Annotated in this window: 22 protein-coding genes; 20 read left to right on the top strand and 2 right to left on the bottom strand. The window is 52.4% G+C overall.

Going from position 1 to position 25431, the window contains the following annotated elements; translation table 11 throughout:
- The first annotated feature begins 88 nt into the window (after positions 1-88).
- From D0B88_RS03495 to D0B88_RS03440, 12 genes are all read left to right on the top strand, one after another.
- On the top strand, positions 89-634 hold the full coding sequence (locus tag D0B88_RS03495; protein WP_151055079.1) for a cytochrome b: 546 nt from the start codon (positions 89-91) through the stop codon (positions 632-634).
- A gap of 207 nt (positions 635-841) precedes the next feature.
- Positions 842-1408, top strand: coding sequence for a CBS domain-containing protein (locus D0B88_RS03490; protein ID WP_007639256.1), 567 nt, complete (start codon positions 842-844; stop codon positions 1406-1408).
- Positions 1409-1828: 420 nt separating this feature from the next.
- Positions 1829-5257 carry a glycosyl hydrolase gene (locus tag D0B88_RS03485; protein ID WP_151055077.1) on the top strand — a complete coding sequence of 1143 codons (3429 nt, stop codon included), beginning with the start codon at positions 1829-1831 and terminating at the stop codon, positions 5255-5257.
- Positions 5258-5400: 143 nt separating this feature from the next.
- Positions 5401-6288, top strand: coding sequence for a lysophospholipid acyltransferase family protein (locus D0B88_RS03480; protein ID WP_151055074.1), 888 nt, complete (start codon positions 5401-5403; stop codon positions 6286-6288).
- Between the two features lie 95 nt (positions 6289-6383).
- The gene (locus D0B88_RS03475) at positions 6384-7178 is read left to right on the top strand and encodes a RimK/LysX family protein (RefSeq protein WP_225318518.1); all 795 of its coding nucleotides are present in this window, start codon (positions 6384-6386) and stop codon (positions 7176-7178) included.
- 66 nt (positions 7179-7244) lie between these two features.
- Positions 7245-8828, top strand: coding sequence for an inactive transglutaminase family protein (locus D0B88_RS03470; RefSeq protein WP_007639261.1), 1584 nt, complete (start codon positions 7245-7247; stop codon positions 8826-8828).
- Entirely contained in the window at positions 8825-9859 is a 1035-nt protein-coding gene (locus D0B88_RS03465) for an alpha-L-glutamate ligase-like protein (RefSeq protein ID WP_007639262.1), read from the top strand. Before D0B88_RS03470 ends, D0B88_RS03465 begins: the two co-directional genes overlap by 4 nt.
- Before the next feature lie 664 nt (positions 9860-10523).
- Positions 10524-11609, top strand: coding sequence for a DUF5924 family protein (locus tag D0B88_RS03460; RefSeq protein ID WP_225318630.1), 1086 nt, complete (start codon positions 10524-10526; stop codon positions 11607-11609).
- Positions 11610-11699: 90 nt separating this feature from the next.
- A complete protein-coding gene (locus D0B88_RS03455; RefSeq protein WP_151055068.1) occupies positions 11700-13085 on the top strand; it encodes a glycosyltransferase family 4 protein in 1386 nt (461 codons plus the stop codon).
- A complete protein-coding gene (locus tag D0B88_RS03450; protein WP_151055066.1) occupies positions 13072-13785 on the top strand; it encodes a class I SAM-dependent methyltransferase in 714 nt (237 codons plus the stop codon). The genes D0B88_RS03455 and D0B88_RS03450 overlap by 14 nt, the downstream gene beginning before the upstream one ends.
- Complete coding sequence (locus D0B88_RS03445) at positions 13782-14870, top strand: prenyltransferase (RefSeq protein ID WP_151055063.1); 1089 nt, start codon at positions 13782-13784, stop codon at positions 14868-14870. The genes D0B88_RS03450 and D0B88_RS03445 overlap by 4 nt, the downstream gene beginning before the upstream one ends.
- A gap of 56 nt (positions 14871-14926) precedes the next feature.
- Positions 14927-15652 (top strand): 16S rRNA (uracil(1498)-N(3))-methyltransferase, encoded by a 726-nt coding sequence (locus tag D0B88_RS03440; protein WP_151055062.1) that lies wholly within the window; start codon positions 14927-14929, stop codon positions 15650-15652.
- Between the two features lie 123 nt (positions 15653-15775).
- Here the strand turns inward: D0B88_RS03440 and D0B88_RS03435 are convergent, their stop codons facing one another.
- Together D0B88_RS03435 and D0B88_RS03430 are read right to left on the bottom strand one after the other, a co-directional pair.
- Positions 15776-16921: a PilT/PilU family type 4a pilus ATPase gene (locus D0B88_RS03435; protein ID WP_007639271.1), complete on the bottom strand. Its 1146-nt coding sequence runs from the start codon at positions 16919-16921 to the stop codon at positions 15776-15778.
- Between the two features lie 90 nt (positions 16922-17011).
- Positions 17012-18046 carry a type IV pilus twitching motility protein PilT gene (locus tag D0B88_RS03430; protein WP_007639272.1) on the bottom strand — a complete coding sequence of 345 codons (1035 nt, stop codon included), beginning with the start codon at positions 18044-18046 and terminating at the stop codon, positions 17012-17014.
- Between the two features lie 75 nt (positions 18047-18121).
- On the opposite strand from D0B88_RS03430, the gene D0B88_RS03425 reads away from it, so the two are divergent.
- The 8 genes from D0B88_RS03425 to D0B88_RS03390 all read left to right on the top strand — a co-directional run bounded on the left by D0B88_RS03425 (position 18122) and on the right by D0B88_RS03390 (position 25429).
- Complete coding sequence (locus D0B88_RS03425; RefSeq protein WP_151055059.1) at positions 18122-18823, top strand: YggS family pyridoxal phosphate-dependent enzyme; 702 nt, start codon at positions 18122-18124, stop codon at positions 18821-18823.
- 29 nt (positions 18824-18852) lie between these two features.
- Complete coding sequence (proC, locus tag D0B88_RS03420) at positions 18853-19701, top strand: pyrroline-5-carboxylate reductase (RefSeq protein ID WP_151055057.1); 849 nt, start codon at positions 18853-18855, stop codon at positions 19699-19701.
- An 87-nt stretch (positions 19702-19788) separates the two neighbouring features.
- Positions 19789-20388, top strand: a complete 600-nt coding sequence (locus D0B88_RS03415) for a YggT family protein (RefSeq protein WP_151055054.1) — start codon at positions 19789-19791, stop codon at positions 20386-20388.
- Positions 20389-20635: 247 nt separating this feature from the next.
- Complete coding sequence (locus D0B88_RS03410; protein ID WP_151055053.1) at positions 20636-21178, top strand: sigma-70 family RNA polymerase sigma factor; 543 nt, start codon at positions 20636-20638, stop codon at positions 21176-21178.
- Positions 21175-21885, top strand: coding sequence for an anti-sigma factor domain-containing protein (locus D0B88_RS03405; protein ID WP_151055050.1), 711 nt, complete (start codon positions 21175-21177; stop codon positions 21883-21885). The genes D0B88_RS03410 and D0B88_RS03405 overlap by 4 nt, the downstream gene beginning before the upstream one ends.
- 177 nt (positions 21886-22062) lie before the next feature.
- Entirely contained in the window at positions 22063-23652 is a 1590-nt protein-coding gene (locus D0B88_RS03400; protein WP_151055048.1) for a DUF4331 domain-containing protein, read from the top strand.
- 9 nt (positions 23653-23661) lie between these two features.
- A complete protein-coding gene (locus D0B88_RS03395; RefSeq protein WP_151055045.1) occupies positions 23662-24162 on the top strand; it encodes a cadherin-like domain-containing protein in 501 nt (166 codons plus the stop codon).
- Between the two features lie 133 nt (positions 24163-24295).
- Positions 24296-25429 carry a lipopolysaccharide assembly protein LapB gene (locus tag D0B88_RS03390; protein WP_151055042.1) on the top strand — a complete coding sequence of 378 codons (1134 nt, stop codon included), beginning with the start codon at positions 24296-24298 and terminating at the stop codon, positions 25427-25429.
- Positions 25430-25431: the final 2 nt, after the last annotated feature.

The raw sequence follows: 25431 nt of genomic DNA, 5'->3' as shown, positions 1-25431 counted from the left end.
CGCTTGCCCGAGTTCTGTAAAAATACCTGTGGTCGCCTGTGCAATAGCAACATCAAACCTGCCACACCATCATTAAAAAGGAACATCCATGGATACCCCACAAACCCTAAGCCCCCTGACCATCGCCCTGCATTGGGTGATTGCGTTAACCATAATCGCCATGCTTGGCATCGGTTTTTATATGTCGATCAACGAGTACTACCCGCTGTACGACTGGCATAAATCCATCGGTGTAGTGATTTTTGCGGTGATATTGCTGCGGGTTTGGTGGCGGATGAGAAACGGTTGGCCGGTGCCGGTGCGTGCTTATCCGGCGCTGGAACATCGGCTGGCGCGGGCGACCCATTGGGTGCTGATTGTGGGCACTGTGCTGATGCCGATCTCGGGCATGATGTATTCCGGTTTGGGGGGATACGGCATCAAAGTGTTTGGCTGGGTGATGGTGGCAGGTAACAAAAATCCCGCTACCGGCCAGACCGAACCCATCCACGCCGGTCTAGCGCAGTTGGGCGCCTTTACCCATGAATGGTTGGGCTATTTATTGGTGGTGGCGGTCGTACTGCATATTGCGGGCGCGCTCAAGCATCATCTGTTTGATAAGGATCGCACCTTGCTGCGAATGCTCGGGCGTTAAACGGGAATTGGGTGGGTTAAAGTCCGGAGGAGTAAAGCGCGCGTAAACAGCGAGTAACAGCGGCGTAAACACAGTAAACGCCTCGTAAAGTGCGAGTAAAGGGCGCGTAAAAGCCGGGTTGTGCGGGTTTTAATTGGGGTGATGAGCGCCTATGTTGGTATTACGGCGCCAAACAACAGGCGCGCCCTTGGAACTTCGGGACTTATCATGAAAAATTTATCTGTGTTTGCATTGGCATTTAACGATCACCTGGTTCAACCAGAAGAGTTTGAAGACATTAAACCGGCCACGCCGGCACTGGCTATTTTGACGGACTTTCGCAGCCACAAACCGCATATGGTGGATAGCCATCTGGAAGCCGCTGAGGCGTTGGAGCTGATGCGTGCGGAGGATGTCCGGATCAAGCTGGTGGTAGACGACCATAAAGAGTTTGTGGGGGTGATCAGTGTGGATGACCTGTCACATCACAAAATGCTGCTGAAACAAATGGCGCTGCAATTGAAACACGATGAGCTGCTGGTTCGCGATTTAATGCACCCCCGTGGCGAGATTCGTGCCATCGATTTTGACCAATTCAAAAAATGCACTGTGGGCGATGTGGTTTCTACCCTTAAAAAATCCCATCAGGAATACCTGCTGGTGGTGGACAAAGAGGCGCACCATATTCGCGGCATAGTTGCGGCGCGCGACATCGCCAGCCGTTTGCATGTACCGGTGGAGATCGAAAAAGAACTCACCTTTATGGATATTTTCTCCGCCGTCAAAGCGCACTAAACCCCCGCATTTTACTTCCCTCGGTTCGCATACTCCTTTACGGGCGCCGCAAGGCGCTCTTTTTTTGTCCCAACTTGTGCAGCACTCGTCCTAAAGGCGGTAAGCGCCTCTGGCGTGGGTTGAGACCGATGCCATATTGCTACCGGCTGTTACCCCCGGTAACTAGCCTATCTTTTTGATTTTATTGTCTATTTTTCCATTTCTGCAGCTTGCCAATGCCACCTTGGGGTGCAGTTCAAAACTGGGACGACGCTGGTGCGGCAGAGGTAGATTCTGCTAACACAGGGTTATTGATTCGTGAGTCATTCCACCCATAACAACAGGTCGCAGCAGCCACTGCGACAGGCTCACAGGGCGCTATAACCCCTTACGGTGTATTCAAATAATAGATAACGACTCCCTGTCACTGATGAGGTGAACATGAAAGCAATCATTTCGGCTGCAGCGCTTTTGCTGACGGCAACACAATTAACAGCGCAAGTACCCAACCCACCACCCAGCACTACCCCGACCATTAACCCGGTAGCGGTGGGAAGCGGTAGCTATTTGACCAATTGGGATGGCCGCATCGATTTGGCGATTCCCGATAACCGCGATGTGCAAACCACCAAACACATCACCAGCAACCTGGCCAACCAACCCATGCCCACCAATTCCTGGTGGAGCTCGATTCTGTGGGAAGGCACCAACTCCCCCTGGCAGGATTGGGGCACCCGCGGCTCACACAATGTGAGTTACGCCCACCCCTTTGCGATTAAGCCGGAAATCAACGGTATTCGTCTCTATTCGCCACGCTTGGAGGATTTTTGGGCTATCGATTACGCATTTGTGGGCACCATGCCGGCACCGGCCACCCAGTGGGTAAACGGTGTAGAACAGCCTATGCACGACACGGTTTACTTTAAAGAACTCGATTTTGTGCTGGGTAACAGCGCGGCCAGCGGCAACTTTACGGCCAAGGTGCACGACTACAGCGACTGGTATGTCACCACCCGCATGGAGGCGGGTACGGCGGCGATGGATGTGACCTTTGGTCATGGCTCGCCCTACGTGTTTGCCAACTATAGCAACGGTAATCCCACCCTGAGTTTTGCCACCCACAGCACCGCCCCTGTCGCCGCGAGCACACCGGAAATCTGGTCGGGCAATAGCAGTTCGGCGGTTATCGGTTTCTCGGTACAGGGCCGCAACTACGCTGCTTTTGCCCCGGCCGGCACCACTTGGTCCGGGCTTGGCACCTCCAAAATCACCGCCAACCTGCCAGCAGGTAAAAAATACTTCTCGGTGGCGGCGCTTCCCAGTCGTGCGGCTCTGCCTGTGGTGAGCAAATATGCCTACAACCACGTGACCGGATCGCAAGTGAGTTGGAACTATCAAGCGAGCAACAGCAAGTTGCTTAGTACCTATGCGGTAACAACCAACAACTACCCCGAATCAACCGGCACTGGCACCCTGATGGGCCTGTATCCGCACCAGTGGCGCAAACTGGCCGGTGGTGCCAGCCTGACGGGCGACAGCTATTTCACTCCTCGCGGTTATATGAAATTGGCCGAGGGTGCTTCGTTCACTACCGCCATTACCTACCAGGGGGTGATTCCCTCGCTGCCAGCCCTGACCGATCAGGCGGACAAAACCCGTTTATCCGGTCTGGTTAACAATGTGCGCTCGGAAGTATTCAGCAACCGCGACACCTATTACACCGGTAAGCGCCTGGGCAAGGTGGCAACCCTTATCCCACTGGCACAACAGGCGGGCAATACCGCCGCCGAAACCCAATTTAAAGATGAGTTGAAGTGGCGGTTGGAAGGCTGGTTAAAGGCGGATGTGATCGATGATTTGGAACCATCGCCCTTCGCCAAAAACCTGTTCTACTACAACAGTAACTGGGGCACTTTGCTTGGTATTGATGGCAGCTTCGGCAGTTTAAAAGAGCTGAACGATCACCACTTCCACTATGGTTACTTTGTGCGGGCGGCGGCTGAAGTGGCGCGCAACGACAAAAACTGGGCCCAACCCCAGCAGTTTGGCGGCATGATTGAATTGCTGATGCGCGACTACGGCAACTGGGAGCGTCCACGCAACCCGGCTACCAGCACTACCGGCAAAATGTTCCCCTTCCTGCGCAACTTTGACATTTATGCCGGCCATTCCTGGGCCTCAGGCCATGCGCGTTTTGGTGCGGGCAATAACAACGAGTCATCCTCTGAAGCGATGAACGCCTGGACTGCGATGATCCTCTGGGGCGAAGAAACTGGTAATACCGCTGTGCGTGATGCCGGTATCTTCCTTTATACCACCGAGATGACTGCCATCCAGGAATACTGGAACAACGTGCATGAAGAGAACTACCACCCCGCCTACAAACGCCCCATGGCGTCGCTGGTGTGGGGCGGCAAAACAGATTACGCCACCTGGTTCAGCCCGTTGGCAGAGGCCATGCACGGCATTATTCTGTTACCGATCCAGTCAGGTTCGCTCTATCTGGGCCAATACCCCGAGTATGCGCGCAAGAACTTTGACTACATGGCCAATGGCCGCACCATGTTTACTATGTGGGATGCGATTTTTTATGCCTACCAAGCGGTGTATGACCCGACCACTGCGCTGGCTAACTTTAATGCCAACGAAGGGCGGATGCGCAATTCGGTTGCTGGCCCGGCGTCTTACACCGAGGAAGGCAACTCACTGGCCAATACCTTTGCCTGGATCAAAACATTCCACCGCTTTGGTCGTATCGACAACGAGGTAGTTGCCACCAATCACGCCACCTTTGCAGTGTTCCGCAAGGACAATGAGCGCACCTACGTGGCCTACAACGCTAGTGCTACCGATGCCAAAAACGTGACTTTTAACGATGGCACCAGCCTGCTGGTCAGCCCCGGTGAGCTGAAGGTCTATACCGGAGTGGTAGTACCTGTATCTTCCAGCAGCAGTTCGGCGCCCAGCAGTGCGTCTTCCCTGAGCAGCCTGTCGTCAGCGAGCAGTTTGTCTTCGGTCAGTAGCAGTTCGGCCACCTCAATGAGCAGCTCATCCAGCGAATCGTCTGCCTCGAGTATGTTGTCAACTTCATCCGTCTCCAGTTCGTCTTCATCGGCAGTGACAACGGGTGCGGTGCAAATGACCGCGTTGGCGGGCGGCGGTATGCAATTCAGCATCCGTCTGCCAGAGCGTAAACAACAAGTGCATTTATTTGCCCGTCGCAATGGTGCGCAGGACTTTGTGAGAATTGACCTGCATGCGCAAGCTGGTGGTGAAATCAATAATGGCGATGGCACCTACACCTACCAAGCCAGCCGCAGTGGTGTCTATACGGCAGGTGATTTGGTCGAGGCGCGCTTCTATACCTTCACGCCAGCGAGCGGCCAGCTGTTCTACCCGGGGCCAATCGAAAATAGTTGGACGGCAATGACCTACGCGGGAGCTTCTTCGGCATCGAGTATATCCAGCTCCAGTTCGTCGGCGCCTTCGAGTGTATCCAGTTCATCGGTACCCTCCAGCGTTTCCAGCTCATCGCTGTCATCAAGCAGTTCCACCTCCTCGTCCTCCGCCACCACCGGCTACTCGGCGAACGCGATAATGCCGAATGGCGCGCCAGTGGCTTACACCACCACTGCGAACTACAGCAACGGCGGGGTGAAAATCACCTTCACTACCAGTGAAAACCTCAACTGGGCATGGGTATTCACCCCCGGTTGGAACAACATGACACGGGTACAAGGCAATAGCTTTGAGGTGACTATCCCCAATGTGGCTCCGGGTACAGCGATCAGCTATTACTTCACGGTAAGCACCGCCACCCGCGGTGAGGCAAACAACAACAATCAGCCACATCAGTGGATTGTGCAGTAAGCCCTTCAGTTTTCTCCTCCAACCGCTTGACCGGCGCCTGACAGCGCCGGTTTTTTTATGCGCCTCGTTTCTGGCGGAATAATGTACCTGCGGTGTTTTTCCGGTAAGCTGCGCGCACTTTGTGTTGATCGGGTAGTTGCACCATGAAAGACAACATAGCTCCACTGTTAGTTAAATTATTTGCGCTGCTGCCGCTGGGATTTTTGCGTGTTATCGGCGCCACACTCGGGCGCTGCTGGTGGCTGGTGAATGGTCGCGCTGCCAAAATCACTACTGAAAATATCCGTTTGTGTTTCCCCCAATTATCGCCGGCCGAGCAGCGTTTACTGGCCAAACAAAGTTTGCAGGAAACTGCCAAAACAGCGATGGAAGCTGGCGCTATCTGGCGCAACTCCTGGGAGTGGCTGGATAGCAAAATTGTCACCAAAGAGGGCGACGATTTGCTGCGCCGTAAATTGGCGGAGGGGAAGGGCGTATTAGTACTCGCTCCGCACCATGGCAACTGGGAAGTGGTGGCACCCTATTTGGCGAGCGTGGCACGGCTTACGGCCATGTATCAACCGGTGGAAAATCCCAAAATGGATGCGCTGGTTCTGGCGGGGCGCAGCAAGTTAAACATCTCCATGGCGCCCACCAATCGCAAAGGTGTAATGATGTTATTCAAGGCGCTGCAGGGCGGCACTATTGTGGGTATTTTGCCCGATCAAGTGCCCGCTGCTGATGCCGGCGGTGAAGTGGCACCTTTCATGGGGCAGCCTGCGCTGACCATGACGCTGGTGCACGGGTTAATCCAGCGTACCGGCTGCGCGGTGTGTTCATGTTATGCCGAGCGGGTTGCCGGGGGGTTCAAAATGGTGGTGATGGAAGCTGACCCGGCGATTTACAGCGAGGATCAGCTCACCTCGGTGGCTGGTTTGAATGCCAGCGTGGCGGCCTGTGTGCAGCGCGCTCCGGCCCAGTATCAATGGGAATACAAACGCTTTCGTCGCCTGCCGCCCGAGTACCCCAAACACTATAGATTTAAAGGATAAATCCTGTGGCGAGGGTGTTTTAGCAAACACCAGCGGCTACAATTAGCGCACTTGTAATCTCAATAACGCTTTTCTAAAAACTTCCGGTTGTGGTGATGAATAAAAAAACTCTGTTGATGGCAGGTCGCTCGGCGCGCACCTTGACCTTGGCCGCGATGGCGGTGGTATCCCTAAGTGCTTGCACCCAGCAAAAACTGGTGCAAACCCAAACTGAATTAACCAGCGCGCGCGAGTGCCTTGTCAAACAGGAACAGCAGGGCCAGTTGATGGTGTCGCAACAGGCGACGCTAATGGAACAGCTGCAGAAAGTACAAACCCAACTCAACGTACAGCAGACTATGCTGGCAGAGCGTCCACAAGTGATCCAAATGGCGGCGCAGCCCAAAACCGATTGCCCGCCACCACCACCGCCCGAAAAGTTCCTCAGCAGCCAGCCGCCGTTGAGCGATAAACAAATTGTCGGTCTGCGCGAGCAAGCGCTCATCGCCGGTCTGAACGTGGTGATGCAGGCGCGTATCAGTACCAATGTGCCGCACTCGGTGATAGATGCGCGCAACATCCAGATGTTTGAGCGCAACAGCGAAGAGTGGGTGCGTTTTACTATCTACAACCCCGACACCAAAGAGCCCCATGTACTGGAACGCAAACGTCTGCGTTTCCAAACCGTGCAAACCGCCACCAGTGCTAACCCTGACCGCCGTCCGGTGGTAGAGATCCGTTTCACCATTGGCAAGCTCAGCCAGCGCGGTGAATTTGTGCTGGCAGATCGCAGCGACTCTGAGTTTCCCATCCTGATTGGCCGCAACCTGCTGCGCGATGTGATGCTGGTAGATGTGAGTGGCAATAACCTCGCACCACTCCAGCGCAGCGATGACGCCGGGAAAAACTAATACCGATTAATCCCAGGCCGGCGCACCGCACCGGCCGTGCAAGACCCGCCTGTTAAGGATCCCCCAATGAAAAAACCTTCCCGTGCTCCCTTTTACACCGTGATCGGCCTGTTAGTTCTGGTCGGTGTGGTAACCGCCTGGATGCGCCATAGCCAAATGGAAATCCCCTTTGTGCCGGGTGTGCAAAAACCGGTGTGGTTGATTGAGGCGCGTATCGACTTTGACGCCACTGGCGAACCGGTGACGGCGCGCTTGGGGCTGCCCGACAGCCCACCCGGCTATCGCAGCTTCAGTGAGCAAGCGGCTGCACCGGGTTATGGCTATTCGGTAGTGAGTGAAAATGGTGTGCGTCGCGGGGAGTGGTCAAAGCGCGAAGCCGTGGGCCCGCAGACCATTTACTACAAAACCCAATTTATGGAAGCGGAAGATGCCCAGGCCGATGAAGTGCTGGAGGAGCCGCTGAGCCGATTGGTTGATTGGGACGGTTCATCGCAGGAGACCGCAGCCCAGCAGGTATTGGATACCGCTTGGGCAAAATCCAGCAGCCCGCGCAGCCTGGCACGGGAACTGATCAAACTGCTCAATAGCGAAACCCTGGATCAAAATGCCGCCCTGTTGCTGGCTGCCCAGAGTGAAAAGTCCCAGCTGCTGGAAAAGCTGCTCAATCAAGCGGGCATTCCCGCGCGCCCGGCGCTGGGTTTGTATCTGGAAGACGCACGCCGCCACCAGAACCTGACCCGTCTGGTGCAGGTTTACGATGATAAACATTGGGTGCTGTTCAATCCCTATACCGGGGAGCAAGGCGTGCCCCACAACCTGCTGTTGTGGCACACCGGCAGTGAATCGATTCTGGATGTGGCCGGCGGCAACCGTTCGCGGGTCAGCTTCTCCATGATCCACCAGACCGTACCGGCGCTGGATCTTGTTAATGCACAGAATAAGGACAGCGCTTTCAGTGTGCTCAGCATCCAGCACTTGCCGATTGAAGAGCAGAGCATGTTTAAACTGCTGCTGCTCTTGCCTATGGGCGCGTTGGTGGTGGTGTTTATGCGCATCATTATCGGCCTTAAAACCTCGGGCACCTTTATGCCGATCCTGATCGCCATGGCCTTTTTGCAGACTTCATTGGTATTGGGGGTGGTCAGTTTTGTGACGGTGGTGGCAATGGGTCTGGTGCTGCGCACCTACCTGTCACGGCTCAACCTGTTATTGATCTCGCGGATTGCGACGCTGGTAGTGCTGGTGATTTTTATCATCTCGGTGCTCAGCTTGGTCGGCTATCAAATGGGCCTGAATACCGGCATGACCATCACTTTCTTCCCAATGATCATCATCGCCTGGACGATTGAGCGTATGTCGATCCTGTGGGAAGAAGAGGGCCCCAAAGAAGTATTGGTGCAGGGCGGTGGCAGCTTGCTGGTAGCAGTCTTGGCCTATGCACTGATGCAGCTGTCGCTGGTGGGGCATCTGACCTTCAACTTCCCCGAACTGAATTTGGTGGCACTCGCGCTGATTATGTTGATGGGTCAATACACCGGCTACAAACTTTCCGAATTGCGTCGTTTCCGCGCCATGGTGGATAACGCCGAGGTGGGCAAATTAAACGAGCCAACCAAAGCCGCTGACCCAGCCAAAGGAGCCGATGCATGAGTCAGGCTCCCACTGCACCAAGCAGCACTACACCACTGGCACCCGCAGCACCTAACGGTATCAAGCGCTGGTGGAACTCCTGGGTTAGTCCCTGGCGTTTAAAGCGCATGGGCATACTCGGCATGAATTGCCGCAACCACGACTTTATTGCTACCTACAACCCGCGCAGTCTGTTTCCCTTGGTGGATAACAAACTCAAAACCAAACTGCTCGCGGAAGAGTACGAAGTCGCCACTCCCCAGCTGTTTTTTGTGGTCAATGCGCAGCATGAAATCGCCACCATTGAAAACAAACTGATGGCGTTGGAAGCTTTTGCGGTGAAACCCGCCAAGGGTTCGGGCGGCAAGGGGATTTTGGTCATCATCGGCCGCCGTGGCGACAAGTTCATCAAATCGTCGGGTGTGGAAATCACCATCGAAGATATTCGCCGCCATATGACCAATGCCCTTGCTGGCCTCTATTCATTGGGCGGCAAGCCGGATGTGGTGATCGTTGAAGACCTGATCCAGTTCGATGACTACTTCAAGGATTACTCCTATGAAGGTGTGCCGGACATCCGCATCATCATCTTCAGAGGCTACCCGGTAATGGCCATGCTGCGCCTCGCGACCCACAAGTCCGACGGCAAAGCCAACCTGCACCAAGGTGCGGTGGGTGTGGGTTTGGATATAGCCACTGGCCGCGCACTCAAAGCCGTGCAGCACTCCAAACCGGTAACCCATCACCCGGATACCAAGCGCGCACTCAACGAGATCCAGATCGCTGATTGGCGCAACTGGCTACTGCTTGCCTCCAAGTGCTACGAAATGACCGGCCTCGGCTATATCGGTACCGATCTGGTATTGGACAAAGTGCGCGGCGCGCAATTACTGGAACTCAACGCTCGCCCGGGTCTTGCAATTCAAGTAGCCAATGGCCGCGGCTTACTGCCGCGCCTGCGCCATGTTGAATCGCTCAAAGAACGCATGCACCGCACCGCCGAACAGCGGGTGGATTATGTAATGAAGACGTTTACGGCAGATGGTTTGTAATCTGGCGTAATTTTTTAATCAGCGGCGACTATCGCCCTAAACCTGACTGGAGTAGTAATCATGGCGACATCCGCTATTGTTGGGCCTGGCCTGTTAATGGGTACGTTTGCACTTATCATCCTCATCGGTTTTGCTCTCTCATTCGTTGAAAAACGCTTGGAGCCAAAGCGCGAGCATTAATATGCATGTGCGATTGAACACAAGTGATAGATAAAAAACCGGGCCATTTAAGCCCGGTTTTTTTATGCGCAAATTAAATTCCGCCAAATGCTCTGCGCAATACTGGCACAAGTGGAATTTGTGCTGGATCAAATAATATTGCACGGGTGCAAGTGCGGCCACGCACAATTGATCGAGATCAACAACACCCGGTCCTGACGCGCGCACTCTATACCTGAAGGCACTGTCTTTCCATTAACAGACCAGTGCAATAACCGATGGAGAAATCACCATGTTAATTTCAGGTATTGTTGCAACTGCATCCTTAGTGGCTGTGTTGGTACTCTTGTTGGTAGGCGGTTTGGCGCTTGCGGCGGTGGATAAACATTTTGATGCGGGGCGCGAGCACTAACTTTTGCGATAGTTCACAGCCTGGCAGCGCTTAACCTATACACTGCAGTGACTTATTGGCTATTTTGTCGATAACAACGAGTGATAGTGAATGATGTTGTCGGTGCGTTCGAGAATTACAGCGCTAGTTGAGTGGCTATTTGCGTTTGCGCAGCGCTATCCGTTTGCGATAGCGCTGTTTGGTTTTGTCTCAGGTGTGCTCAGTTTTGTGATGGTGGAGCGCAATCAGGAGTTGGTGAAAGTCATTGCCATCCTGATGCTGGTGAGTTGGGTATGGCTGGCATCAGAGGTGTTGTTAACGCGCGGTATCTTTCACTGGTTTGGCTTTAAGTTGCCGCCCGCGTTGGTCAGTTTTGCCACGCAGATGGTGCATCAGGAAAGCCTGTTCTTTGTTGTCCCCTTCTTTTTTATCACCACTGCTTGGAATAGCGGGCAGATGGTATTTACTGCATTTTTAATCGTCGCCGCGTTTGTCTCGATTGTTGACCCTATTTACTATCGCTGGTTGGCGCCGCGCCGTTGGCTGTATTTTATTTATCATGGCGTTACGATTTTTGCGGTATCGCTCACTGCCTTACCGATTATTTTCCAACTGCCGACACCCAAGGCGTATCTCTATTCGCTACTTATTGCGGTAGCGCTCACCCTGCCCAATGTGGCGCGCTCACTGCAATTAGTGTGGTGGAAGCGCTTTTTTGTGGTGATCTTGCTGGCGGCGGCTGCCGGTGCCTTGGGATTATTGATGCGCCCATGGATTCCACCGGCGACGCTTTGGCTTACCGAGGTGGCAATCACCGATGAAATAAATACTGAAGATCGCGTACCGGTGCGTGTGTACAAAAAGGTGTCGGCCGAGCAGCTGCGTAACGGTATTTATGCCTACACGGCGATCCACGCTCCGCGCGGGTTAAATGAGCGCATTTACCATGTGTGGACTCATAACGGCAAAGTCATTGATAAAGTGGCGCTGCATATCAGCGGTGCGCGCGAGGCGGGCTATCGCTCCTGGTCGCGCAAAGAAAATTTCCCCGAGGATTCCGTCGGGCGTTGGAATATCAGGGTGGTAACTGAAGCCAATCAGGTCATTGGTATCCTGCGCTTTCAGGTTGTTGCAGCCCCTGCTACGGAATTACCGAGTAAGGAACCTGTTACCGCGCCCGAATCTCTACCCAGCGAATAGCACCAGCCAGAAAACTGTCGGGCAGCACCGACAAACACCTGTCGGCAACAAACACCTATAATGCGCAAAACATTCAGGTGTCTGTTGTCCATGTCTTATTTCCCTGTCACCAATGAACAGCCCAATACTACTGGCACTCTGCCGTCAGTAGCGCGTTTCGATATTTCTCCGGCTAAACCGCGCGCCTTGCGTATCGCATTATTGGGCTACCGCAGCCACCCGCATGTGGGCGGGCAGGGGATTTACTTACAGTATTTGAGCAAAGCATTGGTGGAGTTAGGTCACAGCGTTGATGTCATTTCCGGCCCCCCCTATCCTGAATTAGATCCGCGTGTGCGCTTGATCCAACTGCCAAGCCTCGATTTATACGCGCACCCGAATCCCACCCGCGCGCTGCGGCCACAACATTTTTTATCGCTCGCGGATTTTTACGAGTGGTGGAGCAAATTGAGCGGTGCGTTTGGCGAGCCTTATTCGTTTGGCCGCCGGTTGCGTGCGCATTTTAAAAAATACAAACCGCAGTACGATATCGTCCACGACAACCAAAGCCTTTGTTATGGTTTGTTAGATTTGCAAAAACGCGGAGTGAATGTGATCGCCACTGTGCATCATCCCATCACCCGGGATCGTGATCTCGCGCTCGCTGCGGCGACGGAAAAAGGCCAGCGTTGGTTAATCAAACGCTGGTACAGTTTTTTGGCGATGCAAAAAAAGGTGGTGCAGCAACTCAGCCATGTGATCACTGTATCGCAGCAATCGCAGCGCGATATCGCCGCCGCATTTGACCGCCCGGCGCAAAACATTCAGGTGATTCCCAACGGTGTGGATACCAGTATTTTTAAACCGCTCGACAATATTTCGCGCGCACCATTCCGGTTAATTACCACAGCCTCCTCTGATCAGCCCTTGAAGGGATTAAGCGTGTTATTGCGCGCGCTGGCGTCACTGCGCAATGAGTTTCCCGAGTTGCAGTTAATTGTCATCGGAAAATTGAAAGAGAATGGCGAAACGCAAAAAGAATTACAGGCGTTAAATTTACAAGACGTAGTGCAATTTAAATCCGGTATCAGTAACCAACAACTAGTCGAAGAATATGCGCAGGCGAGTATCGCCATAGTACCTTCGCTCTATGAAGGGTTCGGCTTGCCCGCTGCCGAAGCCATGGCTTGTGCAGTGCCACTCATTTGCAGCGACGGCGGTGCACTGCCAGAAGTAGTGGGTGATGCCGCGCGTTTGGTGCGCGCCGGCAATGTGGATGATTTACAAAGCGCGCTGCGCGAATTATTAATCGACGAAAATGCACGCGAGCAATTAGGCGCACAGGGTCGCGCACATATTCTGCAACAACTCAGTTGGGATTGCGTCGGTAAAAAAATGGAACGCTACTATTATCAGGTGTTGCAACAACAGTTGCAGGTTGATCCAGTAGTTGAACGTGAAGTAGCGAGTGAGCGAGTGCAAAATGCTTACGATTAATTTTCACGATTTTCCGCTTAACGCAGGCGACCGCGTATTGGATCTCGGCTGCGGCGAAGGCCGCCATGTGATCAACGCCTATTTGCACGGCGATGTCACCGCCATCGGTGTCGATTTAAATCACCGCGATTTACTCACTAGCCGCGAACGCTTTTTACCTTTTTCCCAAACTGGCGCGGACAAACAATTCTATTTGCAACAAGCTGACGCAACCAAGCTGCCGTTTGCCGATCACAGTTTCGACAAAATTATTTGCAGCGAAGTGCTGGAACATATTCCTGACTATCAAGGTGTGCTTGCCGAAATCGAACGCATCCTCAAACCTGGCGGACTGTTAGCTATCACTGTGCCGCGCGCCTGGCCAGAAAAAATCTGCTGGTGGTTAAGCAGTGAATACCATGAAGTTGAGGGTGGCCATATTCGTATTTTTAATGGATCACATCTGCGCCGTGAAATAGAACAGCGTCCATTTAATTTTTATAAACGCCACTGGGCGCATGCACTGCATTCACCTTTTTGGTGGCTAAAATGTCTTTGGTGGAAAACTCAGGATACCAATCCGCTAATCAAAAGCTATCATCGTTTATTAGTTTGGGATTTAATGGAAAAACCCTGGATTACACAAACGCTGGAAAAATGGCTGAATCCGATTATGGGAAAAAGTGTGGTGATGTATTTCAGGAAAGAGAATTCACAATGAAAAATTTACTTCTCACTAAAGGATTTTTCCCCGAGTCGTTGCTGCGTCCAACCGTGAATTATATTTTGCAAACCCAATTACCTAACGGCTGCATCCCATGGTTTACCGGCGGCAAGGCTGATCCCTGGGATCATATCGAAGCTGCCATGGGTTTAACCATTGGCGGTGAATTAGCAGCTGCACGCCGCGCCTATCAATGGCTTGCGCAAGAACAACTGGAAGATGGCAGTTGGTGGGCGAATTATTTAGATGAAAAGCCTGTCGATAAAAATCACCGTGAAACCAATTTTATTGCTTATATCGCCACTGGCATTTGGCATTATTATTTAGTGACGGAAGATGCAAGCGTTTTGCGCGAATTTTTCCCATCCGTAAAAAAAGCGATTGAATTTGTCTTGCGCTATCAAGCACCGACGGGCGAAGTCTATTGGGCAGTTGCTGAAGATGGCAGCGCAAAAAAAGATGCGTTGGTAACAGCGTCCAGCTCAATTTATAAAAGCCTTGAATGCGCGATTTTAATCGCACAGACACTGGGCGAAGAATCGGCGCATTGGTATAAAGCGTATCAACATCTCGGAAATACATTACGTCATCATCCCGAATGTTTTGATCGCACCTGGGAACCCAAAACCCGTTTCTCTATGGATTGGTTCTATCCCATTCTGACGGGAATTGCCCAGGGAAAATCTGCGCAGCAACGCATCGACAGTAAATGGCATACTTTTGTTGAACCCAATATCGGCTGCCGCTGCGTAAGCGATGAACCCTGGGTAACCGTTGCAGAATCCTGTGAATTAACACTCGCATTATTAGCAGCAGGCGAACACGCCAAAGCGGTGAATTTATTTAGTTGGTTATTCCAATTTATGGATGAAGATGGCGGCTATTGGACGGGCTACAATTTCCGCGATGACGTAATCTGGCCGCGCGAAAAAACTACCTGGACCACCGGCGCGATTTTATTAGCCGCCGATGCCCTCACCGAACATACAGGCGCGGCGCGTCTATTTATTCAATCTGCATTAATAGTGGAATCTGCAGTGGATGATACAGACCAATCACTGCATGCCAAAACCGAGCATTGATTTTTGCGCAGTTGATCTTCTACGCAACCAATTGATCTTTTAAGAAACTAGCGACTATGCGAATCCCACGAATTTTTACCGAACAAAATTTGCTGAGCGGCGAACAGATCGAACTGGAAGAAGCCGCCTCGCACCATTTAAGCAAGGTGCTGCGCATGCAAGCCGGGCGCGAATTGATTTTATTCAACGGCGCCGGTGGCGAATTCGCTGCGATTATCCATGAAGTGAATAAAAAACATGTGATCGTCAGCGTGCAAGAACACAGCGCCGAAAACCGTGAATCGCCATTGGAACTGGAGCTTGCGATTGGTATTTCGCGCGGTGAACGGTTTGAATGGGTGCTACAAAAAGCGACCGAGTTGGGCGTAACAAAAATCACCCCGTTAATTACTGAACGCACCGAAGTCAAAGTGAATGGTGACCGCCAGGAAAAAATGCACGATCGCTGGCAACATATTCTCATCAGCGCCTGCGAGCAGTGCCAACGCAATTTATTGCCGCAATTATCCGCCCCCATCCAAATCGTCGATTGGCTTCCTAGCGTCAATTCCGATTTGCGTTTTGTATTACATCACCGCGACAGCAAAACGCTACCCGCTGAACAAAAACCGCAAAACGTTACCTTGTTGATTGGCCCAGAAGGTGGATTAAGCGAGAGTGAAATCGAACAGGCCTTGGCGAAAAATTTTAACGCGCTCACCCTCGGGCCAAGAGTATTGCGTACAGAAACTGCGCCGGTTGCGGCAATTAGTTTGGTGCAGTATTTGTGGGGGGATTTTTAGTAGTCGATCTGGGTGGATAATAACTACTTTTTTGGTTATCGAATGTAGGCTATCGAGTTAATTCCCCCGCCGGAAAATCCTAGCGGGGTTATTACAAAAAAATAATTATGTAAGCGTGGAAGGCTAAAACATTTTCCCGCGATTATTTTGATCGTCAGATTGGATCGACAAACTATCTGCCGCATGGGACAAATAATTTGAATCGGTTTCCGAGGCGAGTTTAATCATCAGGCGCAAGTCGTTGGGTGAGTCGGCGTGCAGCAGCGCGTCTTCGTAGGTGATTTCACCGGCGTCGTAGAGTGCATAAAGCGCTTGGTCGAAGGTCTGCATTCCTAATTCGGTGGAGCGTTTCATCAATTCTTTTAATTCTGATACTTCCCCTTTGCGAATTAAATCCTGCGCCAGTGGGGTGTTGATCATAATTTCCAGACAGGCGCGGCGGCCATTGCCGTCGGGTGTGGGGATTAATTGCTGCGCCACAATCGCTTTTAAGTTCAGTGATAAATCCATCCACAATTGGCGATGGCGATCCGCCGGGAAGAAGTGAATGATACGGTCGAGGGCCTGGTTGGCGTTGTTGGCGTGCAGCGTACACAGACACAAGTGACCGGTTTCCGCAAAGGCGATGGCGTGATCCATGGTTTCGCGCGAGCGCACCTCACCAATCAAAATCACATCGGGCGCTTGGCGTAGGGTATTTTTCAGTGCAACCTCAAAGGATTCGGTATCAATGCCCACTTCGCGCTGGGTGATGATGCAGCCTTGATGTTGGTGGATAAATTCAATTGGGTCTTCGATAGAAATAATATGGCCTTTGCTGTTCTGGTTGCGATGGCCAATCATGGAGGCGAGTGACGTGGATTTACCGGTACCGGTCGCGCCTACAAAAATAATCAGGCCACGTTTGGTCATGGCCAATTCTTTAATAATTTCCGGTAGGCCCAATTCATCCACTTGCGGAATTTTGGTTTCAATACGGCGCAATACCATGCCCGCGAGGTTGCGCTGGTAAAACGCGCTGGCGCGGAAACGGCCAATACCGCGTGCACTTACCGCAAAGTTAAGTTCTTTTTTCTCCAGAAATTCATTACGCTGTTTTTCATTCATCACACTCAGCACCAGCTCGCGCGCTTTTTCTGGCGCGAGTGGAGTGGCGGTCACAGGCACAACCTTGCCGTGGACTTTGATCGAAGGCGGTACACCGGCGGTGATAAATAAATCCGACGCGCCTTTTTCTACCATCAAGGACAATAACCGATCAAAATCCATAACAATGCACCTTAAATATTATTGAAAAGTTGTGCTGCAAAAAATGATTAAACCTTTTGTTTCTAACTAGACGTTTTCATGGGCTTTTAGTTAGAAGTTTTCCGGGAATTTAGCTTTGGATTTGGCGGCATCGCGGCTGATAATACGGCGCGCGACCAAATCGGCCAAGCACTGATCCATGGTCTGCATACCGAGCGATGCACCGGTTTGGATTGCCGAATACATTTGCGCGACCTTGTCTTCGCGGATCAGGTTACGGATCGCCGAGGTGCCGCGCATAATTTCGTGCGCCGCGACACGGCCGCCGCCATTTTTCTTCATCAGGGTTTGTGAGATTACCGCTTGCAGCGATTCCGACAACATTGAACGCACCATGGATTTTTCGTTCGCGGGGAATACGTCCACAATACGGTCGATGGTTTTTGCAGCGGAGGTCGTGTGCAAGGTACCGAATACCAAGTGGCCGGTTTCGGCGGCGGTGAGTGCCAAACGAATGGTTTCCAAATCGCGCATCTCACCGACGAGAATAATATCCGGGTCTTCACGCAGTGCCGAACGCAGTGCTTCGTTAAAACCGTGGGTATCGCGGTGCACTTCACGTTGGTTGATCAAACACTTTTTGGATTCGTGGACAAATTCAATCGGGTCTTCAATGGTGAGTACGTGTTCGTATTTGTTGTCGTTGATGTAGTCGATCATCGCCGCGAGCGTGGTGGATTTACCCGAACCGGTCGGCCCGGTCACTAACACTAATCCACGCGGTACCGCGCAGATATCGCGGAACACATTGCCCATGCCCAATTCTTCCATCGTTAATACTTTGGAGGGAATGGTACGGAACACGGCGCCGGCGCCGCGGTTCTGGTTGAAGGCGTTTACCCGGAAGCGGGCCACACCGGGCACTTCGAACGAGAAGTCGGTTTCCAGAAATTCTTCGTAGTCCTTGCGCTGCTTGTCATTCATAATGTCGTAAATCAAGCCGTGCACCTGCTTGTGCTCCATCGGCGGCAGGTTGATACGGCGCACGTCGCCGTCGACACGAATCATCGGCGGCAAACCCGCCGAGAGGTGCAAGTCAGACGCGCCTTGTTTGGCACTAAACGCCAGCAGTTCGGTGATATCCATCAGAGCAACCTTTTGTTATTCGTCTGCGCCGCAGACGTTTGTGGGCAATTTCAGCGATTTTTAAGAAAACGGAATATGCACAAGATAGACGACCAGCTCGCGAAAGTCACCGCACGAATTCATCAAGCTGCCACAGCTGCCGGGCGAAATCCGCAAACTGTGCAGTTGATCGCTGTGAGCAAAACCCAACCTGCACAAGCCTTGAGCGAAGCCTATGCCTGGGGCCAGCGCGCCTTCGGTGAAAACTACCTGCAGGAGGCGCTGGACAAACAAGTCCAGCTGGCGGGTTTGGCGGATATCGAATGGCACTTTATTGGCCCGATCCAATCCAACAAAACCCGCCCGATTGCCGAGCACTTTGACTGGGTGCATTCGGTCGACCGGCTTAAAATCGCCCAGCGTTTGCATGAGCAGCGGCCTGAATCCCTGCCGCCGCTGAATATCTGTGTGCAGGTGAATATAGACGATGAAACCACCAAGTCGGGTATCAGCCTCATCGAATTACCCGCGTTAGTTGCCGCCATAGCGCCGTTGAATCGCCTAAAGCTGCGCGGCTTGATGGCAATTCCGGCGGCGACGAATAATACCGATCAGCAGCGCGCTGCCTTTGCCAAATTGCGCCTGGCGCTTGCGGCATTAAACCAGCAGGGCCTGGCGCTGGATTGTTTGTCCATGGGCATGTCCGGCGATATGGAAGCGGCCATTGCCGAGGGCGCGACCCATGTGCGGGTTGGTACTGATATTTTTGGCGCGCGCGCCAAACCGGCGACCGCGTGATTACTTTTACTTTTTGTTAAGGATTTATTGTGGCTACACCAAAAATCGCAGTACCCAAGACAGCACCCAAGATTGCCTTTATCGGCGCGGGCAATATGGCCAAGGCCATTATCGGCGGCCTGCTTGCCGAAGGTTTTAATCACAGCCAGATTCTCGCTGCCGGCCCGCGTCAGGAAACGCTGGATAAAGTGCAGCAGGAATTTGCTATTGAAACCACCACTGACAATAACGCGGCGGCGGCCTGGGCGGATGTAATAGTGCTGGCGGTTAAACCGCAAATGCTTAAAGAAGTGACTCTGGCGCTGCGCGATTCGCTGTCGCATCAGCCGCTGGTTATTTCGCTCGCAGCGGGCATTACCACCGACAGTATCGGCACCTGGCTGGGCGGCGACTTGCCCATCGTGCGCTGCATGCCCAACACGCCTTCACAATTGCGCGCCGGTGCCAGTGGTTTATTTGCTAACAGCCGGGTGAATGATGAACATAAATCCCTCGCCAACGCGATTCTCGGTGCAGTAGGCATAGTGCAATGGTTGGATGACGAAGCCTTATTAAACCCGGTCACTGCCGTTTCCGGCTCCGGCCCCGCCTATTTCTTTTTAATGATGGAAGCCATGATTGATGCCGGTGTGGAGCTGGGGTTGAGCCGTGAATGTGCGACGGAGTTGACCTTGCAAACCGCGCTGGGTGCCGCCATGCTCGCTAAAGAAAGTGAGTATGATGTGGCCGAGCTGCGCCGCCGCGTTACCTCGCCCAAGGGCACTACCGAGCAGGCGATATTGTCATTTGAGCAGGATAATATCCGCGCCGTTGTCGCCCGCGCCATGACGGCCTGCAGCAATCGCGCGGTGGAATTATCGGAACTATTAGGTAAGTAACGGCGCTTGTAGGTAAGTAACGGCGCCTGTAGGTAAGTAACAGCGTCTGTTGTCAGGCCAGAATTTCTTTCATCACCGGAGCTTTGCATGTTTGCCAATATTTTGCATTTGATCGCCTACAGCCTTTTGTCGCTGGTGCTACTGGTTGTAGTGCTGCGTTTTTTGCTGCAACTGGTGCGCGCTGATTTTTACAACCCCATCTCCCAGGCGCTGGTTAAAATCACTATGCCGCCACTGCGCCCGCTGCGCAAAGTGATCCCCAGTATTCTCGGTATCGATACAGCGTCGGTAGTATTGATCCTGCTGGTGCAGTTGATTGCGAGCGCCATTCTCTGCCTGATCACCGGCTTGACCGGGTTAATCGCGCTGCCGCATATCCTGCTGGCCTGGGGGTTTGTGGGCGCGCTCACCATCATCGTAAACGTGTTCTTCTGGTGCATGATTATCAGCATCATCGGCAGTTTTATCGCACCCATGAGCCATCACCCGCTGCTCAGCCTCGCCAATCAAATTATCGATCCGCTCTGCAAACCTATCCGCAAAGTGATTCCACCGCTAGGTGGGGTGATTGATGTCTCGCCGATTGTCGTGCTGCTCGGCCTGCAGATCGTGGAGAAAATCCTGATCCGTGAACTGGCCATTTGGCTGCAACTCAACCCGCAAGTGGTGCTGGGTTACTGGTACTAGTTTCTTTCTTGTTGCTCCCTCATTACCTGCTGGCAGTGGCGCTTATGCAACTGCCAGCGGCTGCCTCCCTTCTTTTCTATTGCTCCGATACTGCCTTGCGAGTGCGCAGGGCGTCTCACTTCAGCAATTCTGTAAAAAAATTGAATCCAAAACCCGCGGCGGGCCGTAAAGCAGCTGAATGGGCCACATTCTGGCGGAGTCCAGTGACCCGATGAATCCTTAACGGTTGATAACAACGAGAATGACTATGGATCCGAATCAGGAGTTTTTGCAGCTGCTCAGCGCCACCGCGCAGGGCGATAGGCAGGCTTTCGCCAACCTCTACCAGCGCAGTGCGGGCAAACTTTACGCCGTCAGCCTGCAGATGTTGCGCCGTCGCGATCTGGCGGAAGAGGCGGTACAGGAGGCATTTGTGCGGATATGGCACAACGCGGGCGAGTATCAGCAGGAGAAGGGCGAAGTGCTCACCTGGATGATCAGCATAGTGCGCTACCGCGCGCTGGATATGCTGCGCGCCACCAAGAGTCGGCGCGAGACTGGCGCCGAGGAATTGGAAGAGGCAGTTCATCATCAGACACCCGAGCAAGAGTTGTATGAGCAGCGCGACCGGGTGCGCATCGATCGCTGCATGGATCGGCTGGAAGACAGCCAGCGCAGCGCCATCGAACTCGCCTATTTTCGCGGTTTGACCCACATGGAAGTCTGCGCCCGGATGGAGCTGCCACTAGGCACCATCAAAACCTGGATTCGTCGCGGATTGGAACGTTTAAAGAGGTGCCTTGAATCATGAATTACCTTACCGATGAACGTCAAAATGCACTCTCGGCTGAATATGTGCTCGGCAGCTTGCAAGGCCCTGCGCGTGTCCGCTACCAGCGACTGCTGATGCAACACCCAGGCCTGCGCTCCAGCCTGTGGCGCTGGGAGAGTCGCCTGAATGAGTTGGGTGCTGCACTGCCCAATGTCCAGCCCGCGCCCGAGGTGTGGGAGCGTATCCAACAGCAGTTGGGTTTTGTCAGCACCGGTGCTAGCACCGACAGGGTCAGTAATGTGCTGGCACTGCCGCAACGCAAACCACGCGCCTTGCAATGGTTCGCCGGGTTAGCTACCGCCGCGGCAATCCTGATGGCGGTCTTGCTGGTGAATCTGCAACCGGTCGAACCTTTATCGCCGGCCCAAATCGCCGTGGTGCAAAGCGAAAAAGCCCAAGCCCTGTGGTTGATTGAATTGCGCGAGGACCAACTAGTGGTGAGCGCCACCGACAAGTTCACCCCGCTGGACAATCAGGACTATGAATTGTGGATGGTCGCCGCCGATGGTCGCGCGCCAATCTCACTCGGCCTGCTCCCCAAAACCGGCAAGTTGAGTTTGCCGCGTTCGGCACTGTTCGATCAGCTACAAGTCGCTGCACTCGCAGTGAGTTTGGAACCACTCGGTGGCTCGCCCACTGGCCAGCCGACCACCGTGTTGTACACGGCGGAATTGGTGGCGATGTAAAAATATTCCTGAGACTCGGCTAAACCAAACCCCGCCCCGCGCGGGGTTTTTTATGCCCGTCAAAAAATATATTGGCGCACTTACACAATAATTTAAAAATAATCACAAAAAGTTGAATCCAAAAATCAACTTGAGCCGTTTGCTGTTGTGAATGTCACAACAACCAACGGAGTCATCATGAAACATAATTATTTATCGGCCGTTATTGGTACCCTCTGTGCGAGCTTGCTTGCCTCGGGCAGTTTTGCATCATCCCACCGCGAAGCGCCGAATATCACCCGCGCACCCGCGCTCGATTCAACCGATTTTTACGCGTTTAATTCCTATGAAAGCGGGCGCGAAGATTATGTCACGTTGATCGCCAACTATATTCCGCTGCAAGATGCTTACGGCGGCCCCAATTATTTTGCGATGGACCCACACGCGGTGTACAGCATCCACGTGGATAACACCGGCGATGCTGTAGAAGACCTTACCTTTGAATTTCGTTTCAGCCAGGCACTGGCAGGCGGTGAAGGTGTAAAGCTGACGGTAGGGCCAGAAGGTAACAGCCGTTCAGTTGCGGTTCCTTTGAAAAATGTCGGCGGCATTTCTGCAAGCGATATGTCTGCTGCCAATTTCAGTGAAAGTTATACCGTTAAATTGCGCACAGGTGATCGTAAAACCGGTATGCGTGCCGATGTCACTATGGCGTCGGGCATGGGTATGACATTTAACAAACCATTGGATTTTATCGGTAATAAAACCTTCACTTCACCGGCAGAATATGCAAGCTACGCCAACAGTTTTATTTATGAAATTGCGATTCCCGGGTGTAGTGCCAACGGCAAAGTATTTGTCGGTCAGCGCAAAGATCCCTTTGTGGTCAATCTCGGAAAAACTTTTGATTTAGTCAATTATGTTCCTGTGGAAGGCGATAGTGCCGCTGGAGCTGGCGACGGCGGCGGCTTCCCCGGTGGTATTACTCAATCGGCAATGAATGATGATTTACTCGATAAAAATGTCACTGCCATTTCGCTCGAAATTCCCAAAAGCTGTTTGGTGGGCAGTGGCAATGGTGTGATTGGCAGTTGGACTACTGCGAGCTTGCCGCAGGCGCGTATTTTAAATCCGCAGGCATCGTTTAATAAAACGGAAGTGAATGGCGGTGCGCTCACCCAAGTATCGCGTTTGGGCAACCCGCTGGTGAATGAATTGGTGATTGGTTTAAAAGATAAGGATCGCTTTTCCACTGCCGAACCAAAAACTGATGGCCAGTTTGCCGATTACGTTACGCATCCCTCGCTACCTGAATTATTAAATATTTTATTTAAAGATGCGGTTAACACCACGCTCGGTGCCAATTTGCCCACGCTGGCTCCCACTAATTTCCCGCGCATGGATTTAGTCACTGCTTTTCTCACCGGCTTCCCCGGCGTCAATCAATTAAAAACCGTTACGCCGTCAGAAATGTTGCGCTTGAACACTGGCATTGCTGCAACGGCACAAGCGGAGCAATCCAATTTTGGTGTGGCGGGTAATGATCTGGCTGGTTTCCCTAATGGCCGTCGCCCGGGTGACGATGTGGTGGATATTGCGTTGCGCGTTGTTATGGGGCGTTTGTGTTATCCAATTCCTGTTGGCGGTGTGGATACCGATTTGGGATTGTGTAAACCCGAAGACGCCAATGTGGGTAATGTGCCTTTTACCGACGGTGCACCACTTAACGCGATGATGATGAAAAATTCCTTCCCTTATCTGGCCGATCCACTGCCCGGTTCTAACTAAGGAGTTGTCATGAAAATTTCTAACGCACTCTTACCGCTGATTTTGTCGGGCAGTTTATTCATCACGGCTTGTGGTGGTGACGGCGCTAAAAAACCAAAAGTCAATGCGCCACCCACGGCAAATAATGCGGCGCTCAGTACCAAGGCCGACACGCCATTTACCGGAAAATTAATGGCGAGTGATTTGGATAAAGACATGCTCAGTTTTGCAGTGGTGACAGCACCACAAAACGGCATGCTTAGCCTGCAAACCGACGGTAGTTTTAGTTACACCCCGGCGCCGGATTTTGTGGGTGCTGATCAATTTACCTTTAGTGTGAGCGATGGCAAAACCAGCTCGGCGGTAGCCACAGTCAATATCACTATTGATTTACTGACGGTTGCCATGAGCAGTTATACCCGCACGGCATTTAATCAACAGCCCAACGATACACCCTTGTCACTCAACAGCCGCAACATCACGCAAGATGTAAGTGATGAAAACGCGTTTGATGATCTGTTGGCGCCTTAACGTGAAATAGTTTTTGATTAAAAAGTTCCTTACCTTGATGCCCGCTATGGATGGCAGGCTTTTTAAAATTAATAAAAATATCTCCGTTAAAAACGACTCTATTTTATTAGCTGAATTGCAGCGGGTATGACCGATGAAAACATTATCTTTGTTAACTTGGGTTGGATTTTATCTTGCCCTATTGTTGCCAACCGCCAATGTGTTGGCGACAACAAATGCACAAACATTGACCCAATCAAACGCACGTTATCAACCCCACTCACCAGAGCAAATTATTGCGCATTGGGATACAACTGCCGCGCAAGTAACTAACACAACGCGGGTGATGAATGCTGATAGCATCAGCCAATTAGCGAATGATTATTTAAGCAAAGCATCACAACCGGGTTATAGCCATCTTTACGGTATAGCTGAAGCAGTGTTAAAGCCGCAGGTTGAATCCGGCAGTAATCACTTGCCAATACTCCTGGCCTGGGCGCAGGTACAACAACATCAACATCGTTTTAGTTTGGCGCAGCAAACCCTCAGCCTTATTTTGCTGCAAGACGCAGCGCAACCAACGGCGCTGTTATTAAAAGCGCGCTTGCATTTAATTCAGGGCGAATTATCCGCCGCCAAAAAAACCTGTATGGCCTTACTCGGCAAAGTGGATTTAGTGACCCTGGGTGCGTGCAGTTTGGAAGTGCGCAGCAGTGAAAGTGAGCAGGCATTGCGCGAAAGCTATGCGCAGTTACAACAATTAATTGCGAGCCAAGGTTTACCCACGGATGAACGCAACCTCTGGCTATTACAAATGTTGGCGGATATGGCGCTGCGGTTGAATCAACCCGAGCGCGCCTTGCAGCATTTACAGCAGGTTAGTAATAAAAATTCCCTCAGCTATTGGGTGCAGTGGGCTGATATTAATCTGGCGCTGGGCGATTCGCCGGCGGTAATCCAACAATTAACGCCTTTAATAAATAATGCGCCGCAGCAGGATGATGCGCTGTTGTTGCGCCTAGTGATAGCGGAAAAAAATCTGCTGCAGGATTCGCCAATACACGAACAACTTGCGCAGCGAATGCAGTTGCGTATTGCACGCGATGACCAAGCGCATGCCGCTGAAGTGGCACTGTTTTTTTTGCAAGTGCAACCGGATGCACAACAAGCGCTCTACTGGGCTGAACGCAATTGGCAACTGGCGCGGGAAGCAAGCGATAAATTATTGCTGGAACGTGCGCAACAAGCCGTTGCGCTTGACCTGACTCATTTGCAGCAGGAGGGTTAAGC

This window comes from Cellvibrio sp. KY-YJ-3, assembly GCF_008806955.1.
Lineage (GTDB): Bacteria > Pseudomonadota > Gammaproteobacteria > Pseudomonadales > Cellvibrionaceae > Cellvibrio.
Note: the sequence above shows the minus strand (reverse complement) of the source record. Positions and strands in the feature narration are given on the sequence as shown.

Coding starts and splice junctions, on each gene's coding strand:
- D0B88_RS03490 (WP_007639256.1), top strand. CDS start 842: ATGAAAAATTTATCTGTGTTTGCATTGGCATTTAACGATCACCTGGTT.
- D0B88_RS03445 (WP_151055063.1), top strand. CDS start 13,782: ATGAAAAATTTACTTCTCACTAAAGGATTTTTCCCCGAGTCGTTGCTG.
- D0B88_RS03465 (WP_007639262.1), top strand. CDS start 8,825: ATGAGTCAGGCTCCCACTGCACCAAGCAGCACTACACCACTGGCACCC.
- D0B88_RS03460 (WP_225318630.1), top strand. CDS start 10,524: ATGTTGTCGGTGCGTTCGAGAATTACAGCGCTAGTTGAGTGGCTATTT.
- D0B88_RS03395 (WP_151055045.1), top strand. CDS start 23,662: ATGAAAATTTCTAACGCACTCTTACCGCTGATTTTGTCGGGCAGTTTA.
- D0B88_RS03480 (WP_151055074.1), top strand. CDS start 5,401: ATGAAAGACAACATAGCTCCACTGTTAGTTAAATTATTTGCGCTGCTG.
- D0B88_RS03495 (WP_151055079.1), top strand. CDS start 89: ATGGATACCCCACAAACCCTAAGCCCCCTGACCATCGCCCTGCATTGG.
- D0B88_RS03425 (WP_151055059.1), top strand. CDS start 18,122: ATGCACAAGATAGACGACCAGCTCGCGAAAGTCACCGCACGAATTCAT.
- D0B88_RS03470 (WP_007639261.1), top strand. CDS start 7,245: ATGAAAAAACCTTCCCGTGCTCCCTTTTACACCGTGATCGGCCTGTTA.
- D0B88_RS03450 (WP_151055066.1), top strand. CDS start 13,072: ATGCTTACGATTAATTTTCACGATTTTCCGCTTAACGCAGGCGACCGC.
- D0B88_RS03410 (WP_151055053.1), top strand. CDS start 20,636: ATGGATCCGAATCAGGAGTTTTTGCAGCTGCTCAGCGCCACCGCGCAG.
- D0B88_RS03400 (WP_151055048.1), top strand. CDS start 22,063: ATGAAACATAATTATTTATCGGCCGTTATTGGTACCCTCTGTGCGAGC.
- D0B88_RS03440 (WP_151055062.1), top strand. CDS start 14,927: ATGCGAATCCCACGAATTTTTACCGAACAAAATTTGCTGAGCGGCGAA.
- D0B88_RS03475 (WP_225318518.1), top strand. CDS start 6,384: ATGAATAAAAAAACTCTGTTGATGGCAGGTCGCTCGGCGCGCACCTTG.
- D0B88_RS03415 (WP_151055054.1), top strand. CDS start 19,789: ATGTTTGCCAATATTTTGCATTTGATCGCCTACAGCCTTTTGTCGCTG.
- D0B88_RS03435 (WP_007639271.1), bottom strand. CDS start 16,921: ATGGATTTTGATCGGTTATTGTCCTTGATGGTAGAAAAAGGCGCGTCG.
- D0B88_RS03455 (WP_151055068.1), top strand. CDS start 11,700: ATGTCTTATTTCCCTGTCACCAATGAACAGCCCAATACTACTGGCACT.
- D0B88_RS03405 (WP_151055050.1), top strand. CDS start 21,175: ATGAATTACCTTACCGATGAACGTCAAAATGCACTCTCGGCTGAATAT.
- D0B88_RS03430 (WP_007639272.1), bottom strand. CDS start 18,046: ATGGATATCACCGAACTGCTGGCGTTTAGTGCCAAACAAGGCGCGTCT.
- D0B88_RS03485 (WP_151055077.1), top strand. CDS start 1,829: ATGAAAGCAATCATTTCGGCTGCAGCGCTTTTGCTGACGGCAACACAA.
- D0B88_RS03390 (WP_151055042.1), top strand. CDS start 24,296: ATGAAAACATTATCTTTGTTAACTTGGGTTGGATTTTATCTTGCCCTA.